The organism is Enterovirga rhinocerotis (genome assembly GCF_004363955.1).
Lineage (GTDB): Bacteria > Pseudomonadota > Alphaproteobacteria > Rhizobiales > Beijerinckiaceae > Enterovirga > Enterovirga rhinocerotis.
The window spans coordinates 1255070-1271346 of the sequence record NZ_SNZR01000011.1; the positions used below are offsets into that span (position 1 = coordinate 1255070).

12 protein-coding genes are annotated in these 16277 nt (G+C 67.6%); 2 read left to right on the top strand and 10 right to left on the bottom strand.

Annotated elements, in window-relative coordinates; all coding sequences use genetic code 11:
* Window positions 1-78 precede the first annotated feature (78 nt).
* The 5 genes from EV668_RS06535 to EV668_RS06555 form a co-directional block, all read right to left on the bottom strand.
* Window positions 79-516, bottom strand: coding sequence for an acyl-CoA thioesterase (locus tag EV668_RS06535; protein ID WP_133768993.1), 438 nt, complete (start codon window positions 514-516; stop codon window positions 79-81).
* A complete protein-coding gene (locus EV668_RS06540; RefSeq protein WP_133770011.1) occupies window positions 513-1988 on the bottom strand; it encodes a tripartite tricarboxylate transporter permease in 1476 nt (491 codons plus the stop codon). The genes EV668_RS06535 and EV668_RS06540 overlap by 4 nt, the downstream gene beginning before the upstream one ends.
* Window positions 1989-2025: 37 nt before the next feature.
* The gene (locus EV668_RS06545) at window positions 2026-2529 is read right to left on the bottom strand and encodes a tripartite tricarboxylate transporter TctB family protein (protein ID WP_133768994.1); all 504 of its coding nucleotides are present in this window, start codon (window positions 2527-2529) and stop codon (window positions 2026-2028) included.
* A gap of 4 nt (window positions 2530-2533) precedes the next feature.
* Window positions 2534-3517 (bottom strand): tripartite tricarboxylate transporter substrate binding protein, encoded by a 984-nt coding sequence (locus EV668_RS06550; protein WP_133768995.1) that lies wholly within the window; start codon window positions 3515-3517, stop codon window positions 2534-2536.
* A gap of 245 nt (window positions 3518-3762) precedes the next feature.
* The gene (locus EV668_RS06555) at window positions 3763-5088 is read right to left on the bottom strand and encodes a hypothetical protein (protein ID WP_133768996.1); all 1326 of its coding nucleotides are present in this window, start codon (window positions 5086-5088) and stop codon (window positions 3763-3765) included.
* A gap of 239 nt (window positions 5089-5327) precedes the next feature.
* On the opposite strand from EV668_RS06555, the gene EV668_RS06560 reads away from it, so the two are divergent.
* Window positions 5328-6104 carry a lytic transglycosylase domain-containing protein gene (locus EV668_RS06560; protein WP_245512890.1) on the top strand — a complete coding sequence of 259 codons (777 nt, stop codon included), beginning with the start codon at window positions 5328-5330 and terminating at the stop codon, window positions 6102-6104.
* 16 nt (window positions 6105-6120) lie between these two features.
* Here the strand turns inward: EV668_RS06560 and EV668_RS06565 are convergent, their stop codons facing one another.
* Window positions 6121-7548: an amidohydrolase gene (locus EV668_RS06565; protein ID WP_245512891.1), complete on the bottom strand. Its 1428-nt coding sequence runs from the start codon at window positions 7546-7548 to the stop codon at window positions 6121-6123.
* Window positions 7549-7898: 350 nt separating this feature from the next.
* On the opposite strand from EV668_RS06565, the gene EV668_RS06570 reads away from it, so the two are divergent.
* The gene (locus EV668_RS06570) at window positions 7899-10289 is read left to right on the top strand and encodes a TonB-dependent hemoglobin/transferrin/lactoferrin family receptor (protein WP_133768997.1); all 2391 of its coding nucleotides are present in this window, start codon (window positions 7899-7901) and stop codon (window positions 10287-10289) included.
* Window positions 10290-10487: 198 nt separating this feature from the next.
* On the opposite strand, the gene scpA is transcribed toward EV668_RS06570, so the two are convergent.
* From scpA to gltX, 4 genes are all read right to left on the bottom strand, one after another.
* Complete coding sequence (gene scpA, locus EV668_RS06575; protein WP_133768998.1) at window positions 10488-12653, bottom strand: methylmalonyl-CoA mutase; 2166 nt, start codon at window positions 12651-12653, stop codon at window positions 10488-10490.
* 149 nt (window positions 12654-12802) lie between these two features.
* Entirely contained in the window at window positions 12803-13195 is a 393-nt protein-coding gene (locus tag EV668_RS06580) for a VOC family protein (RefSeq protein WP_133768999.1), read from the bottom strand.
* Window positions 13196-13287: 92 nt separating this feature from the next.
* Window positions 13288-14580: a citrate synthase gene (gene gltA, locus EV668_RS06585; RefSeq protein WP_133769000.1), complete on the bottom strand. Its 1293-nt coding sequence runs from the start codon at window positions 14578-14580 to the stop codon at window positions 13288-13290.
* 129 nt (window positions 14581-14709) lie between these two features.
* The gene (gene gltX / locus EV668_RS06590) at window positions 14710-16167 is read right to left on the bottom strand and encodes a glutamate--tRNA ligase (RefSeq protein WP_133769001.1); all 1458 of its coding nucleotides are present in this window, start codon (window positions 16165-16167) and stop codon (window positions 14710-14712) included.
* Between the last annotated feature and the right edge of the window lie 110 nt (window positions 16168-16277).

Here is a 16277-nt window from a genome sequence, read left to right on the forward strand (position 1 = left end):
GGTGGGGACCGGTTTCCTAAGGCGTTCGGCGCGTTCCCGCAACCCTCTTTTGATGCGCATCGCGTGTTCCGCAGAGGATCATGCCTCCAGCGGGGCGAGGACGCCGAGAAGCGTCTCGGGGAGCGGGACGGGGCGGCTCGTCGCGCGGTCGACATAGACGTGGACGAAATGGCCCTCGGCGGAGGCCGAATCCTCCTCGTTCCTGAACAGCCCGATCTCGTAGCGCACCGAGGAGCGCCCGCGATGGCCGATCCTGAGGCCCGCCACGACCGTGTCGGGGAAGGTCATCGGCGCGAAATAGCGGCACTGGCTCTCGACCGCGTAGCCGATCACCGTGCTCGCACGGATGTCGATGGCGCCGCTCTCGACGAGATAGCCGCTGACGGCCGTGTCGAAATACGAGTAATAGGTCACGTTGTTCACGTGGCCATAGACGTCGTTGTCCATCCAGCGCGTCGGGATCGTCCGGAACAGGCGGTAATCGGAGCGCCGGCCGGGAGGCTGGCGGGTGCTCATGCCGGCTGGGCCCGCTTTGCGGCCTTCGGCCGTCCCCAGAGCCAGATGGCGACCGGCCAGAGCAGCGCCGCGAAGGTCATGGCGGCGAGGATCGCCGAGACCGGGCGGTCGAAGAACGGCAGGATCGAGCCGTCCGACTTGATCAGCGATGTCACGAAACTCTGCTCCACCATCGACCCCATCACGATCCCGAGCACCATGCCCGCGACCGGATAGCCGTTCGCCTCGAGGACATAGCCGATGATGCCGAAGGCCGCCACGATGAGCACGGCCGAGAGGTTGTTGCCGGTCGCGAAGGAGCCGACGGCGGCGCAGACCAGCACCACCGGCATGATCGCGGCGCGCGGCGCCCGCATGACGTGGCTCGTGCCGCGGATCATCATGATCCCGAGCGGGATCATGATGATGTTGGCGATCAGGAAGATGATGTAGAGCGCATACATGCTCGAGGCGCGCTCGGTGAAGAGCGTCGGGCCGGGATTGAGGCCCTTCATGTAGAGGACCCCGATCGCGATGGCGGTGATCGTGTCGCCCGGGATGCCGAAGAGGAGCGAGGGCACCCAGCCCGAGGCGAGGCTCGCATTGTTGCTGGCGCCGGCCTCGACCAGCCCCTCCGGATGGCCGGTGCCGAATTTCTGCGGCTCCTTCGAGAACTTCTTCGCCATGGCGTAGCTGACCCAGGCCGCCATGTCGGCGCCGGCGCCCGGCAGCACGCCGATGATGATGCCGATAACGTTCCCGCGCGTCATCTGCTTCCAGTATTGCTTGGTCAGCGCGATCTGGCCCGCGAGGATCGAGCCGAACCTGCGGTGGGCGAGCTTGGGCGGCTCCGGCTGAAGGAGCGCGCGCATCACCTCCGAGACGGCGAAGGCGCCGACCAGCGCCGGCACGGCCTCGATGCCGCCGAGGAGGTCGGTGAGGCCGAAGGTGAAGCGCGGCACGCCGCCCGGATTCTCCATGCCGACGCAGGAGATCAGGAGCCCGAGCAGCATGGAGGCGATGGCCTTCACGGGCGAGGAGCGCGCCACCAGCGTCGCGCACATCAGGCCCATGATGCCGAGCCAGAAATACTCGTAGGTCGAGAAGGAGAAGGCGATCTCGGCGAGGAGCGGCGCCATGGCCACGAGCGAGATCGTCCCCGCGATGCCGCCGATGGCGCTGAACCAGAGGCAGATGCCGAGGGCCAGTTCCGGCCGGCCCTTGCGGGTCATCGCATAGGCTTCGTCCGTATAGGCGGCGGAGGCCGGCGTGCCGGGGATGCGCAGCAGCGTGCCGGGGATGTCGCCGGAGAAGATCGCCATGGCCGAGGCGGAGATGATCGTCGCGATCGCGGCGATGGGCGAGAGGTAGAAGGTGACGGGCACGAGCAACGCCGTCGCCATCGTCGCCGAGAGGCCGGGAAGGCAGCCGACGACGAGCCCGTAGATCGACGACAGCAGGATCGCGAGGACCACGTCGGGCGCCGCGACCATCCGCAGGGCTTCGAGGACGGTGCTCACGCGTCGGACCTCACGACCAGGGCATCGGCAGGAGGCCGGCGGGGAGGGGCACGCGCAGCAGCTTGTAGAAGACGAGATGGACGGCGACGGGGCCGATGGTGCCGAGCGCGAGGGCGAGCCGCCAGCGGCCGCCGAAGGCGAAGACCATGGCGACGATCATCAGGAAGGTCGTCGGCACGAAGCCGAGCCGGTCGACCGCGAGGACGTAGAACAGGAGCAGGGCGGGCGGCAGGGCCGCCTTCAGGCTTCGCAGCGGCGTCGGCGGCGCGGCATGGGGCGCGCCGTGGGCCACTTCGCTCTCCTCGACGGCGGCCTCCGCCTCGTCCTCGAAGCTGCGCCCCACGCCGAAGGCGATGAGGCCGCCGCACAGGATGAGCAGGAGACCGATGAGGGTCGGGAAGGCGGCGGGGCCGACCTCCTGGCCCGGAACGGGCGGAAGCTGTGCGCCGACATAGGCGGCGGCCGCGCCGAGGGCGGCGACCGCGCCGCCCGTCACACGGTCGGAGAGCAGCACGGCGTCAGGATTTCGCGAGCCCGGCCGCCTTCATGGCGGTGCCCATCTTCTTGTCGCCATCGTCCATGAACGCGGCGAAATCGGCTCCGTCGGCCCATTTCATGCCGAAGCCGCGGTTGTTCATGAACTCCTTGTAGCCCGCGCTGTCATAGACCTTCTTCAGCGCCGCCCGGAGCTTCGCCGCCACGTCCTCGGGCAGGTTCCGAGGTCCGGCGATGCCGCGCCAGGCGCCGGCGGCATAGACCTGGCCGAGCTCCTCGCCCACCGTCGGCACGTCGGGGAATTGGGGATTGCGCTTCTCGGCCATGATGGCGAGGGAGCGGGCGCGCTTCGCCTCGATCATCGCCCGCGCTTCGGGGACCGAGCAGGGCACGATGTCGAGCCCGCCGGCGGCGAGGTCCTGCATGGCGGGGGCGGCTCCGTTCGAGGGCACCCAGGCGACATGGTTCGGTGCGAGGCCCATGCTCTGCAGCCAGCCGATCAGGGCGAGATGCCAGATGCCGCCCTGGCCGGTGCCGGAGGCCTTCAGCCTGCCGGGCGGGCTCTTCTTGATGGTGTCGGCGAGGTCCTTGAGGGTCTTGTAGGGCGCGTCCGCCTTGACCTGGATGCCCGGCGGATCCTCGTTGACGAGGGCGAGCGGCGTGTAGCTGCGTGGGGTCAGCTCCGTCAGGCCCTGCCAGTGCATCATGCTGATCTCGACCGTCAGGATGCCGAGCGTGTAGCCGTCGGGCGCCGCCGCGGCGATCGCCGCATGGCCGACGACCCCGCTGCCGCCGGTGCGGTTGATCACGTTCACGGGCTGGCCGAGTTCGCGCTCCAGCAGCTGCGCGACGATGCGGACGGTGGCGTCCGTCCCGCCGCCGGCGCCCCAAGGGCACAGCATCGAGATGGGCCGGTTCGGATAGGTCGCCTGGGCGAGCGCGAGGTGAGGGGCGGCAAGGGCGCCCGCCGCGGATGCGAGGATCGCGCGCCGATTGAGCTTCGTCATCGATGTCCTCCCGCAACGGGCGCTGTACCGCGCCTTCGTCGTCTGGCCCGGACGTTATCAGCACGCGGGCCAAGCTCAACGGCAGTCTCTCGGAAGACATCCCCCCTTTAGTCTAATCCCCCGGGTCCCCGTCGGGCCGCCTTCGCTTGCGCGAGAACGGCGACAACCCGGCGGAGACCTTCGAATTCTGCGGATGACGACGCCGCGCTCAGATGACGATGTCGAAATGCGCCGCGGTGCGAACCCTAAGGCCCGTGCCGTCTGTCAGCGTCGGCGCGATGGTATGCCTGCTCGATCTCGACGAGCGCATCCACCAGCGAAAAAATTCCGGAGAGCTCCGCTTCGAGGGCAGTCACGTGCGCCTCGACATCACGGCTGAGCGGATTCGGCGGTTTGAGCAGGTTCCGCAGGTCCCAACAGTGAAATCCAGCACGCATTTGCGTGCCCTCGAGAAGAATAAAGGGAGGAGCGAACCCTTTGCCGTCGGCCATCGTGAGGATCCGACGGCCGATTGCAGATGTGAGCCATTGTCTCGCTCCGGCCTTATTGTCGGTAAAGGTCGCATAGATCGCGTCGAACGTATCGTCGCCGATAGAGATCGGCTTCAGGGCACGTCCGTTGGACACTGGCAGTTCTGTCCCGGCCTCGGCATCCCGCATGATCGTGGTAGAGCCAAAGGGGCCGGAAGCGGCCAGTTCTATCAGCGGGCCTCGAAAGACGATCGACCACCGGGTCGACCAGCCTGTCCGGAAAGACCTCTCCAGCGTGATTTCGGTGATGGTGACGCATCGATCGCGATAGATCCCCGAGATCCTCATATCGGCCGTCATTCGGGAGTGGCGCGGTAGAACGCCTGTTTCGACGAGCCGACTTATGTCCGGCTTCTCGTCGGCTTTGGAGTGAAATTCTCCGAAGTTCGCGAGAAGTCTCGGTATGGTCGTGTCCTTGAGTTTCTGAGCGAAGTCCTTCTCCGGAACGAATGTGGCCAGGAACCAGCCGCCGGCTGCGCCGAGCCCGACCATGATGGGCAAGAACATCCCGGGCGAGGCTTGCCACCTCCCGCCCCATGTCATCAAGAAGAAGAGACCGAACGAGATTGCGATGCCGGCTGGTATAAACAGCCGTTTCCGGCGTGAGACCGATTCCTGTGCTTGGGTTCGTAAATATTCGAGCGACGCGAGCGTCGAGGGCTCGATCGCAGCTTGGGCAAGCTTTCTGAGCTCCGGGTTGCCGGCAGCGGATCCGCCTGCCCGAGACTGACCCGAGGCTTGATCCGATGGCGGTGTCCCAGGACGATTGCGCGAGACAATTGTCCAAGCGATGCCTGCCAGGATCGCCAGCGGGATAGCGACCTGAAACACTGACGAAAACAATGACAGGATTGTCCAGATGAAATAGCTGAAAAGCCCGCCGCCCGTACCGAATAATGTCAATAACAGATAGAGGGCAAGAGGAGCGATAAAAACAAACAGAAAGCCGATGGATAGAAGACGTTTGGCTTTTCGGGCGGCGAGTTTTGTCCTCACCGACGAGGCGTTCCAATCTTCATTTTTGAAGATGTTCCTAGTCATGCCCTCGCACCTGTCATCGATCGCGCCATGAGCTTCCGGTCCCAGCGGGTGGTCCGGAGTGATTATAAAAGCACGGCGTCCCGCGACACCATGGCGGTCCAGAAGGGCGCGTCGCCCTCGGTAACGAACTCGACAGCCCGCACGGATAGGGTCGGATCCGGCGCTTCATGTCGACGGACGTGGCGTGTCCTCGGGCTCGCGATGGCCCGGGCGGCGTTTGGAGAGCGTAGAAGGGGCAGATGGGCATTCGGCGACCGATGCTGTTCGGCGCGAGCCTTCGACTGGGTGCGGTCATCGCGGCCTGCTCGTGGGGCGCAGCCCTCGCGACAGAGCCTCCGATGCCGCCGGCTCGCCCGTCCGCTCTCGACGCTACGGCCGCCGTGGCTGCCGCGCGTCCCAAGGCGGGCGCTCTGCCGCGAGGCCGGGAGAAATACTTCCCGCTGGCCGAGGAGGAGGCGCGCAAGCACGGCCTGCCGGCCGAGGTCGCGGATGCCGTGATGCGGGTCGAGAGCGGCTACGACCCCGGCGTCGTCGGCGGGGTCGGCGAGCGCGGGCTGATGCAGGTCCTGCCCTCGACAGCAGCCATGCTGGGCTTCTCCGGCACGCTCGACGAACTCGCCGAGCCGAGCACCAATGTCCGTCTTGGCGTGCGCTACCTCGCCGGAGCCTGGCGGCTCGCCGGCGGCGATCTCTGCCGGACGCTGATGAAGTACCGCGCGGGGCATGGACAGGAGCGGATGTCGGCGCTGTCGGTCGAGTATTGCCGCCGCGCGAAGGTTCACCTCACCGCGCTCGGCTCTCCCCTCGGGCAGGGCGAACTGCCGGCCGTGACGCTGGGTCCGGCGGCCGCATCGCCGCGCGTGGCGTCGGCCGGCGCCGCCTCGACGGGGCTCGCCGTCCGGGGACGGCGGCGCGTGGTCGTCGACGGCAATGCCTTCTGGGCGGCGCACAAGGCGCGCGTGAAGGCGATCGAGAGCCGGCTCAGCTGGAAGCGGAAGGCGCTCGCCTCGCGGTGAGGCGAGGATCGCCCCGTCAGCCCGCCCGGCTCATGTCGAGGGCGGGCGCCACCTCGGGCGGGATCGGGCATTCGTAGCCGTTCGGGCCACGCCGCTCGGCGAACTCGGCCGCCACCGCCGTCCTCAGATCCTCGTCGCGCAGAAGGTCGACGGCGGTTCCGGCCATGACCTTCGCGACATGGACGAGGCCCTTATGGGCCGCCGCCGCCTTGCCCTGGCCGGTGAACTGCCAGGAATGGAAGGGCGTGCCGATGGCGAGTGTCGCACCCCAGGCCTGGACCGTCGGCACGACCCAGCTCACGTCGCCGACATCCGTCGAGCCGATGCCGCCGATGCCGCCCCGCTCGAGCGGCAGGACCGCGTCGCAGAGCGGCTGGCCGGCCTCGACGGGCAGCCCTTGCGCCTCGAAGGCGGAGGAGATGTCCTCGGGCGCCAGCGTCGCCTGGAACTGCGCCGCGAGCGCGCGGTCCTCGGCGTCGAAATCGGGCGGGCCGAGCCGCATCAGGTTCTCGTGCATGGTGCGTTCGAGCGGGCGGTTGCCGAGGAGGTTCGACATGCCGGCGATCACCGTGGTCTCGACCCGGGTCTCCGTCATCAGCGCCGCGCCGTCCGCGACCTTGCGCACGCGCTCGGCCAGCGCCTTGAGCTGGCCGATATCGGCCGCGCGAACGATGTAGCGCACCTTCGCGTGGGCCTGGACGACATTCGCGGCGATGCCGCCGGAATCGAGCACCGCGTAATGGATGCGCGCGCCGTCCGGCATGTGCTCGCGCATGTAGTTGACGCCGACATTCATCAGCTCGACCGCATCCAGCGCCGAGCGGCCGAGATGCGGCGCGGCGGCCGCATGGGCCGCGCGGCCGGCAAAGGCGAAGTCGATGATCGTCATGGCGAGCGATTTCGCCTTGCCGACGCCCGAGAAATGGGCCGGATGCCATGAGATCGCGACATCGACGTCCGAGAAGATCCCGTCGCGGGCCATGAAGGCCTTGGCCGAGCCGCCCTCCTCGGCGGGGCAGCCGTAATAGCGGACGCGGCCCTTGACCCCGTGCGCGGCGAGCCAGTCCTTCACCGCCGTCGCGGCGAGCATCGCCGCCGAGCCGAGGAGGTTGTGGCCGCAGCCATGGCCGGGTCCGCCGGCCTCGACGGGCCGGTGCTCCGCGACGCCCGCCTCCTGGCTGAGGCCGGGGAGGGCGTCGTACTCGCCGAGGATGGCGATGACCGGGCCTTCATCGCCCGCCTCGCCCATGACGGCCGTCGGGATGCCGGCGAGGCCCGTCGTGACGCGGAAGCCTTCCGCCTCGAGCGTCTTGCGGTGCTCCTCGGCCGAGCGATGCTCGGCATAGTTCAGCTCCGGCATGCCCCAGATCCGGTCGGACAGCGCGACGAAGGTCTCGCGCTTGGCGTCGACATGGTTCCAGATCGGCTCGTCGTTCTGTCTCAAGGTGACATCCTCGCCCGCTGCACCCCGGGAGGAGGGGCCAAGCTCGGGAGGGCGTCAAGGGGCCTCGCCGGCCGAGCCTCGTCTCGGGAGAAGCGGACGCGCCCGGCATGGCTGGCTCCCGCTGGTCGGATGGGCTGCGCGGCGCCGACGCACAGTCTGTAATTGATATAAAGAAAATAGGCTATCAAGCTTGTAATTATTATAATATCGACTTTCGATAATGATCGATACAATTCGTTGACATTCGTTATTCGGTGAAATAGCTCGCCGATCAGTCACGATGCTTTGCGCAGTTCATATCGATTCAAAGAAGAACACAAGCGCGGCACGATCGACGATGTGGGGCGCTGATGATGAACGGTCTGTTGCGGGCTTTGTATTGCGGAACGGCGGTCGGGGCCGTTCTTGTGGCCGCGCCGGGTTCGGCCCTGGCCCAGGCGCCGGGCGGCGTGTTGCCCCCGGTCACGGTCGATGCGCCGCATCAGGCGAGGCCGCGCGCCGCAGCCTCACGCCAGGCGGCCGGGGGCGCCGGCCCGCGCCAGAGGGCGCGAGACGTGCGCCGCGCCGCTCCGCGTCCTGCGGCGGCGGCGGTCGTGCCCGTCGTGCCGACCACCCCCGCACCGACGCCGGCTTTCCTGCCCGGAAGCTCGGGCCGGCCAGCCGGCTCGCCGCTGCTCCAGGGTCCGACCACCACCACCACGACCCGCGCCGAACTCGACCAGCTTCAGATCCAGAGCATCCAGGATCTCGGCAGGTCGGTCGAGGCGGGCATCAGCTTCAACCGCAATAACAACAGCATCAACATCCGCGGCCTCGACGGCCCGCGCGTGCTGACGACCATCGACGGCATCCGGCAGTCCTTCATCACGGATACGCGGGTCGGCAGCAGCGCGACGAACGCCTTCGACTTCGATTCCCTGTCCTCGCTCGATCTCGTGCGGGGTCCGGGCGGCGCGAGCCTCGTCGGACCGGGCACGCTCGGCGGCGCGCTGGCGGTGCGCACGCTCGATCCGCGCAATCTCATCCAGGGCAACAACACCTACGGCGGCATGGCCAAGACCGGCTATGACAGCATGGACCGGGCCTGGTTCGGCAGCGCCGCGGGGGCTGCGCGCCTCGGCCAGACCTACTTCATGCTGCAAGGCAACGTGCGCGACGGCGAGGAGACCGAGAACCACGGCCGCGTGGCGACGATCGGATCGACCCGCACCAAGCCCAACCCGGCCTCGTTCACGCAATACGGCATCCTCGGCAAGATCCACCACTATGTCGACGAGGTGCACCGCTTCGGCATCACCGGCGAGGTGTTCCGGCGCGGAGACCGCATCCAGACGCGGACCTCCACGGTGTCCGCGGCCGGCAATTATCGTCCGGGCTTCCATTCCAGCGGCGAGGACGTCGCGCGCGACCGCATCTCCCTGACCTACGACTACAAGGATGCGGGCGGCTGGCTGGATGAGGCCTCGGCCAATCTCTACTGGCAGCGCGTGAAGCGGAACTCGCTCGTGAACGCCTATCGCTTCACGAGCGTGCGGGGCCCCTTCGGCCGCGACAACGAATACGAAGAGAACGCCTTCGGCTTCATCGGCCATGTCGCCAAGTCGATGACCACGGGCATGTTCTCGCACCGGCTGCTGGCGGGCACGGAACTGCGGACGACGTCGCTGACGCAATATTCGACGGGCGTCGACAGCTGCAGCTTCGCCTTCTCGCCGGCCTGCAACAACCTCCACACCAACCAGGCCGACATGCCGAAGGTCGAAGGCCAGATGGTCGGCCTCTACGTCCAGGACGAGATCGGCGTCTTCGACAACAGGCTCCGCGTCACGCCGGGCGTCCGGTTCGACTGGTACGAGGAGCGACCCCAGAACACGCCGTCCTACACCAATGGCGGCTCGCATCCGGTCGGCCTGCCGCCGTCCTCGAGCGACTCGGCCTGGTCGCCGCGCGTGCGGGTCGAATACGACGTCGTCCGCGACACGCCGTGGCTCGGCACCGTCACGGCCTTCGCGCAATGGTCGAAGGGGTTCCGGGCGCCGACGGCGAACGAGCTTTACAGCCGGTTCGGCGCGGTCGGCACCTACCTGCGGACCGGCAATGCCGACCTCAGGCCGGAGAAGAGCGACGGCATCGATGTTGGCGTCCGCTTCGGCGACGCCCGCTTCGGCGGCTCGATGACGTATTTCCATACGAACTACAAGAACTTCATCGAAACCATTCAGACGGCACCGCCCGGCGGCCTCTATCCGCAGGGTGGCATCAGCAGCTATCGCAACATCGCGCGGGCCGAAATCCACGGCTTCGAGGCGAACGCCCATTACTTCTTCCTCGAGAACTGGCGCGTGCGCGGCTCCTTCAGCTACGTCCGCGGGATCAACAAGGACGACGATACCTTCATCAACTCGATCCCGCCGATGCAGGGCATCATCGGCCTCGCCTACGATACGGGCGTGTGGGGCACCGAGGTCTCGACCAAGATCGCGGCGAAGCGCGACGACGTCGCGTCGCTCACCGGGGGGACTGCCGGCTTCGTCGCGCCGGGCTACACGATCTGGAACGTGACCGCCTGGTGGCAGCCGACGCAGCTTCCGAACGTCCAGTTCTACGCGGGCGTCTACAACGTGTTCGACCGGAAGTACTTCGATGCCGTCACGGTCCCCGTCGGCACGCTGAGCCAGCCGCGCGACTACTACTCGGAGCCCGGCCGGACCGCGAAGGTGACGATGAAGTACCAGTTCTAAGGGAGGGGAGGGGCCTCGCCCCTCCAACCGCCGACGGCCTGATCCCTCCCCGGAGGGGAGGGCCTGCTCGACGCGAAGCGTCGAGCCAGGTGGGGAACATCCCTGCCGAGCCGAGCCCCACCCCGGTCGGCTGGCGCCGACTCGCCCTCCCCTGAAGGGGAGGGATCAGGCAGGTGTTCTGCTGCTCGCCGTCTTTCCCTACTCCGCCGCTTCTTTCGCCCCGTATCCCAGTCGGCCGTTCAGCTCGTGCAGCAGCTTCTCGGCCGCATCCGCGATGACGGTGCCGGGCGGGAAGATGGCCGAGGCGCCCGAGGCGTAGAGGGCGTCGTAATCGCCGGGCGGCACGACGCCGCCGACCACGATCATGATGTCCTCGCGGCTATATTCCTTCAGCGCGGCCTTCAGCTCCGGGACGAGCGTCAGGTGCCCCGCCGCGAGGGATGAGACGCCGACGATATGGACGTCGTTCTCGATCGCCTGCCGTGCCGCCTCGCCGGGGGTCGCGAAGAGCGGCCCGATATCGACGTCGAAGCCGAGATCGGCGAAGGCGGAGGCGATGACCTTCTGGCCGCGATCGTGCCCGTCCTGCCCCATCTTGGCGACGAGGATGCGCGGGCGGCGTCCGTCATCCTCCTCGAAGGCCTCGACGAGGACGCGCACCCGATCGATCGCCGGCGACATCGCACCCGCCTCCCGCCTGTAGACCCCCGAGATCGCCTTGATCTCGGCCTTGTGGCGCCCCCAGACGCGCTCCAGCGCCTCCGAGATCTCCCCGACCGTCGCCTTCTCGCGCGCGGCGTCGATGGCGAGGGCGAGGAGGTTGCCCTGACCCTCGCTCGCGGCGCCGGCGAGCTTCGCGATGGCCGACTTCACCGCCGCCTCGTTGCGCTCGGAGCGCAGGCGCTTCAGCTTGTCGAGCTGCATCGTGCGGACGGTCGAGTTGTCGACGCGCAGGACGTCGATCTGACGATCCTCCTCGGGGCGGAACTTGTTGACGCCGATGAGCGACTGAGCGCCGGAATCGAGCCGCGCCTGGGTGCGCGCCGCCGCCTCCTCGATGCGCAGCTTCGGGATGCCGGCCTCGATGGCCTTGGCCATGCCGCCGAGCTTCTCGACCTCCTGGATATGGCTCCAGGCCTTTGCGGCGAGATCGGCCGTCAGCTTCTCGATGAAGTAGGAGCCGCCCCAGGGATCGATGATCCGCGTCGTGCCGCTCTCCTGCTGGAGGACGAGCTGCGTGTTGCGCGCGATGCGGGCCGAGAAGTCGGTCGGCAGCGCCAGCGCCTCGTCGAGCGCGTTGGTGTGGAGCGATTGCGTGCCGCCCTGCGTCGCGGCCATCGCCTCGATCATCGTCCGCGGCACGTTGTTGAAGACGTCCTGCGCCGCGAGCGACCAGCCCGAGGTCTGGCAATGGGTGCGCAGGGGCAGCGACTTCTCGGATTTCGGCCCGAACTGCTTGACCAGCTTCGCCCACAGGAGGCGGGCGGCGCGCATCTTCGCCACCTCCATGTAGAAATTCATGCCGATCGCCCAGAAGAAGGACAGGCGCGGCGCGAACTGGTCGATGGTGAGGCCGGCCGCGAGGCCGGCACGGATGTATTCGACGCCGTCGGCGAGCGTGTAGGCGAGCTCGAGATCCTGCGTCGCCCCGGCCTCCTGCATGTGGTAGCCGGAGATCGAGATGGAGTTGAACTTCGGCATGTTCTGCGCCGTGAAGGCGAAGATGTCGCCGATGATCCGCATCGAACCCGCGGGCGGGTAGATGTAGGTGTTGCGGACCATGAACTCCTTGAGGATGTCGTTCTGGATCGTGCCGGCGAGCTTCTCGGGCGGCACGCCCTGCTCCTCGGCGGCGACGACGTAGAGCGCGAGGATCGGCAGCACGGCGCCGTTCATCGTCATCGAGACCGACATCTGGTCGAGCGGGATGCCGGCGAAGAGCGTCCGCATGTCGTAGATGGAGTCGATCGCGACCCCGGCCATGCCGACATCGCCCGAGACGCGGGGATGGTCAGAATCGTAGCCGCGGTGGGTCGCGAGGTCGAAGGCGACCGACAGGCCCTTCTGCCCGGCGGCGAGGTTGCGCCGGTAGAAGGCGTTCGAATCCTCGGCCGTGGAGAAGCCCGCATATTGCCGGACCGTCCAGGGCTGGTTGACATACATCGTCGGGTAGGGGCCGCGGAGGTAGGGCGGCAGGCCCGGATAGGTGTCCAGGAAGTCGAGCCCGGCACGATCCTCGGGGCCATAGGCGGGTTTCACCGCGATGCCCTCCGGCGTCAGCCAGGAAGCGGCCGACGCGGCGAGGGGCGGCACGGCCGCGGCCGTGAAATCGAGGGTCGAGAAATCAGGGATCCGGCTCGTCATGTTCGGATCATAGCGCAGATCGGAACCGAGATCACGCTGCCCCGCACCGCCGCTCTCCCTGGAGAAAGCCGAGGCCCGCCCGCGGGATCGGATCCCGGCTTTCGCCGGGATGAGCGGAGTGAGCGACGCGCCGGCACGAAGGTTTGGCGTCAGTATTCGGCGTAGATCTCGACGATGTTTTCCTCCGGGTCCCGGAAGAACAAGGTCCGATGCCTCCAGTCCGGCAGGTCGGTCGGTTCCCGCAGAATAGGCACGCCCCTGGCGGACAATTCCGCATGCCAGGCGTCGACGTCCGGCGGCGGTACGCGGAACGCGAGCTGCACCGAAGCCGCGCCGGGAACCGCCGGCCCATCGTCGCAGACGCTCCAGGCCCCGCGTCGGCGAAGCGTCAGCAACATCGCGCCGATCCTGAAGCTGACCCAATTCGGCTTGTCGGTTTCGACCGGGAAGCCGAGCACGTCGGCGTAGAACGCGCGTGTCTCCTCCATCCGGGCGCAGAGAAGAACGGTGTAGTCGAAGCTGCGGATGGGGCTCGGTCTCATATCGTTTCCTGCTGCCGGACTGCCTGCCAGGGCCAACGAAAAGGGCGCCCGAAGGCGCCCTGATCCGTCTCGCGATCCGCGTGCCGAACGCCTCAGCGGCGCTGGGCGATCGTCGTGTAGTCGCGCTGCGTCTCGCCGGTATAGAGCTGGCGCGGGCGGCCGATCTTCTGGGACGGGTCCTCGATCATCTCCTTCCACTGCGCGATCCAGCCGACCGTGCGGGCGAGGGCGAAGAGCACCGTGAACATCGAGGTCGGGAAGCCCATCGCCTTGAGGGTGATGCCCGAATAGAAATCGATGTTCGGGTAGAGCTTCTTCTCGATGAAGTACTCGTCCTTCAGCGCGATCTGCTCGAGCTCGATGGCCGTGTCGAGCAGGGCATCGTCCTTGATGCCGAGTTCGGAGAGAACCTCGTGCGTCGTCTTCTGCATGATGCGGGCGCGCGGGTCGTAGTTCTTGTAGACCCGGTGGCCGAAGCCCATGAGGCGGAAGGGATCGTTCTTGTCCTTCGCCTTGGCGACGTATTTGGCGACGTTCTCGGGGCCGCCGATCTCGGCCAGCATCTTCAGCGCCGCCTCGTTCGCGCCGCCATGGGCGGGACCCCACAGGCAGGCGATGCCGGCCGCGATGCAGGCGAACGGATTGGCGCCCGAGGACCCGGCCAGCCGCACCGTCGAGGTCGACGCGTTCTGCTCGTGATCCGCATGCAGGATAAAGATGCGGTCCAGTGCGCGCGACAGAACCGGGTTGACCTTGTAGTCCTCGCACGGAACGGCGAAGCACATCTTGAGGAAATTCGACGTGTAGTCGAGATCGTTCGTCGGATAGACGAAGGGCTGACCGATCGAATACTTGTACGCCATGGCGGCCAGCGTCGGCATCTTCGCGATCATGCGAATCTGCGCGATCATCCGCTGGTTTTCGTCATGGATGTCGGTGGAGTCGTGGTAGAACGCCGACAGCGCGCCGACCGAGGCCACCATGATCGCCATCGGATGGGCGTCGCGGCGGAAGCCGGAGAAGAACCGGTTCATCTGGTCGTGCACCATGGTGTGGCGCGTGACCCGGTTGACGAAATCGGCCTTCTGAGCCGACGTCGGCAATTCGCCGTAGAGCAGGAGGTAGCAGCTCTCCAGGAAGTCGCCATGCTCGGCGAGCTGCTCGATCGGATACCCGCGATAGAGGAGAATGCCCTGATCGCCGTCGATATAGGTGATCTTGGATTCGCAGGCCGCGGTGGAGGTGAAGCCGGGATCGTAGGTGAAGGCGCCCGTCTGGGCGTAGAGTTTCGAAATGTCGACGACATCAGGCCCAATCGTTCCCGACTTGACCGGGAATTCCACGGTCTTGTCGCGCAGGGTCACAGCGCTGCTGTTGCCGTTCATATGGGCATGCCTTTCTGACCAGGGGGCTCGCGGCGACATGCATCGGGCGAGCCAGTTCGACCTCACCGCCGAGATTGGGAATTCGGCGGGGCGGCGTTCCCGCGTCGGTATCGGATCACCATGACACGTTCAAGCAGCGTTCATCGGAGCCGTGTCGCCAGTGCGGGCCTGAGCGTCGATCCGGGCGAGCGATGTTTCGCGTCCGAGGATCTCCATCACCTCGAAAAGGCCCGGTGAGGTGCCCCGCCCCGTCACGGCCGCGCGCAGCGGCTGGGCGATCTGTCCGAGCTTGAGCCCTGTCCTCTCCGCATGGGCGCGGATGGCGGCCTCCAACGCGGCGGCGTTCCACTCCGCGGTCTCGGCGAGCAACGCCCGCACCGCACCGAGCCTCGCACGGGCGGCGGCGTCGAGGATCGAGTCGGCCTTGGCGTCGAGCGCGAGCGGGGAGGGGGCGTAGAGGTAATAGGCGCTGTCGAGCAGCTCGACGAGCGTCTTCGCCCGTTCCTTGAGCCCCGGCATCGAGCGCAGCAGCATCCCGCGCAGGGCCGGCGTCAGCTCCGGCCCGAGGCCCCGCGCCGGCCCGAGGGTCGGCAGGAGGCGTCCGATGGCCTCGACCAGCGACTCGTCGTCGGACTGGCGCATGTAGTGGCCGTTCAGGTTCTCGAGCTTGGCGAAATCGAACCGGGCGGGCGAGCGGCCGATCTGGCCGAGGTCGAAGGCGGCGATCATCTCGTCCTGGCTGAACATCTCCTGGTCGCCGTGGCTCCAGCCGAGCCGCACGAGGTAGTTGCGGAGGGCCGCCGGCAGGTAGCCCAGCTCGCGATAGGCATCGACGCCGAGCGCGCCGTGGCGCTTCGAGAGCTTCGCCCCGTCCGGGCCGTGGATCAGCGGCACATGGGCCATGCGCGGCACGCCCCAGCCGAGCGCCTGGTAGATCTGCGCCTGACGGGCCGCGTTGGTGAGGTGGTCGTCGCCGCGGATGACCTGGGTCACGCCCATGTCGTGATCGTCGACGACGACGGCGAGCATGTAGGTCGGGTTGCCGTCCGAGCGCAGCAGGACGAGATCGTCGAGGTCCTTGTTCTGCCAGACGACGCGGCCCTGGACGGCGTCCTCGATCACCGTCTCGCCCTCCTGCGGCGCGCGGAGGCGGATCGCGGGCTTCGCTCCGGCCGGAGCCTCGGACGGATCGCGGTCGCGCCAGCGGCCGTCATAGCGGGCGGGCCGCCCCTCGCGCCGCGCCGCCTCGCGCATCTCGGCGAGCTCCTCGGGCGTCGCGTAGCAGCGATAGGCGCCGCCGGTCGCGAGCAGCGTCTCGACGACCTCGCGGTGACGCTCGGCCCGCGCGAACTGGTAGACCACGTCGCCGTCCCAATCGAGGCCGAGCCAGGACAGGCCGTCGAGGATCGCGGCGATGGCGGATTCGGTCGAGCGCTCGCGGTCGGTATCCTCGATCCGCAGCAGCATGGCCCCGCCGAAGCGGCGCGCGTAAAGCCAGTTGAACAGCGCCGTCCGCGCGCCTCCGATATGCAGGAAGCCGGTCGGAGAGGGCGCAAAACGCGTGACGACGGGAGCGGACGGGGCCATGGCGGGTCTCGGGGGAGAAGCGGCGGGCGCGACGGCGCCGACGAACCGGAACGCGCTCTCTACAGCATTTTCTCTGCGGGTGGAGCCCGGATCGCACCGGGAAAACGAGG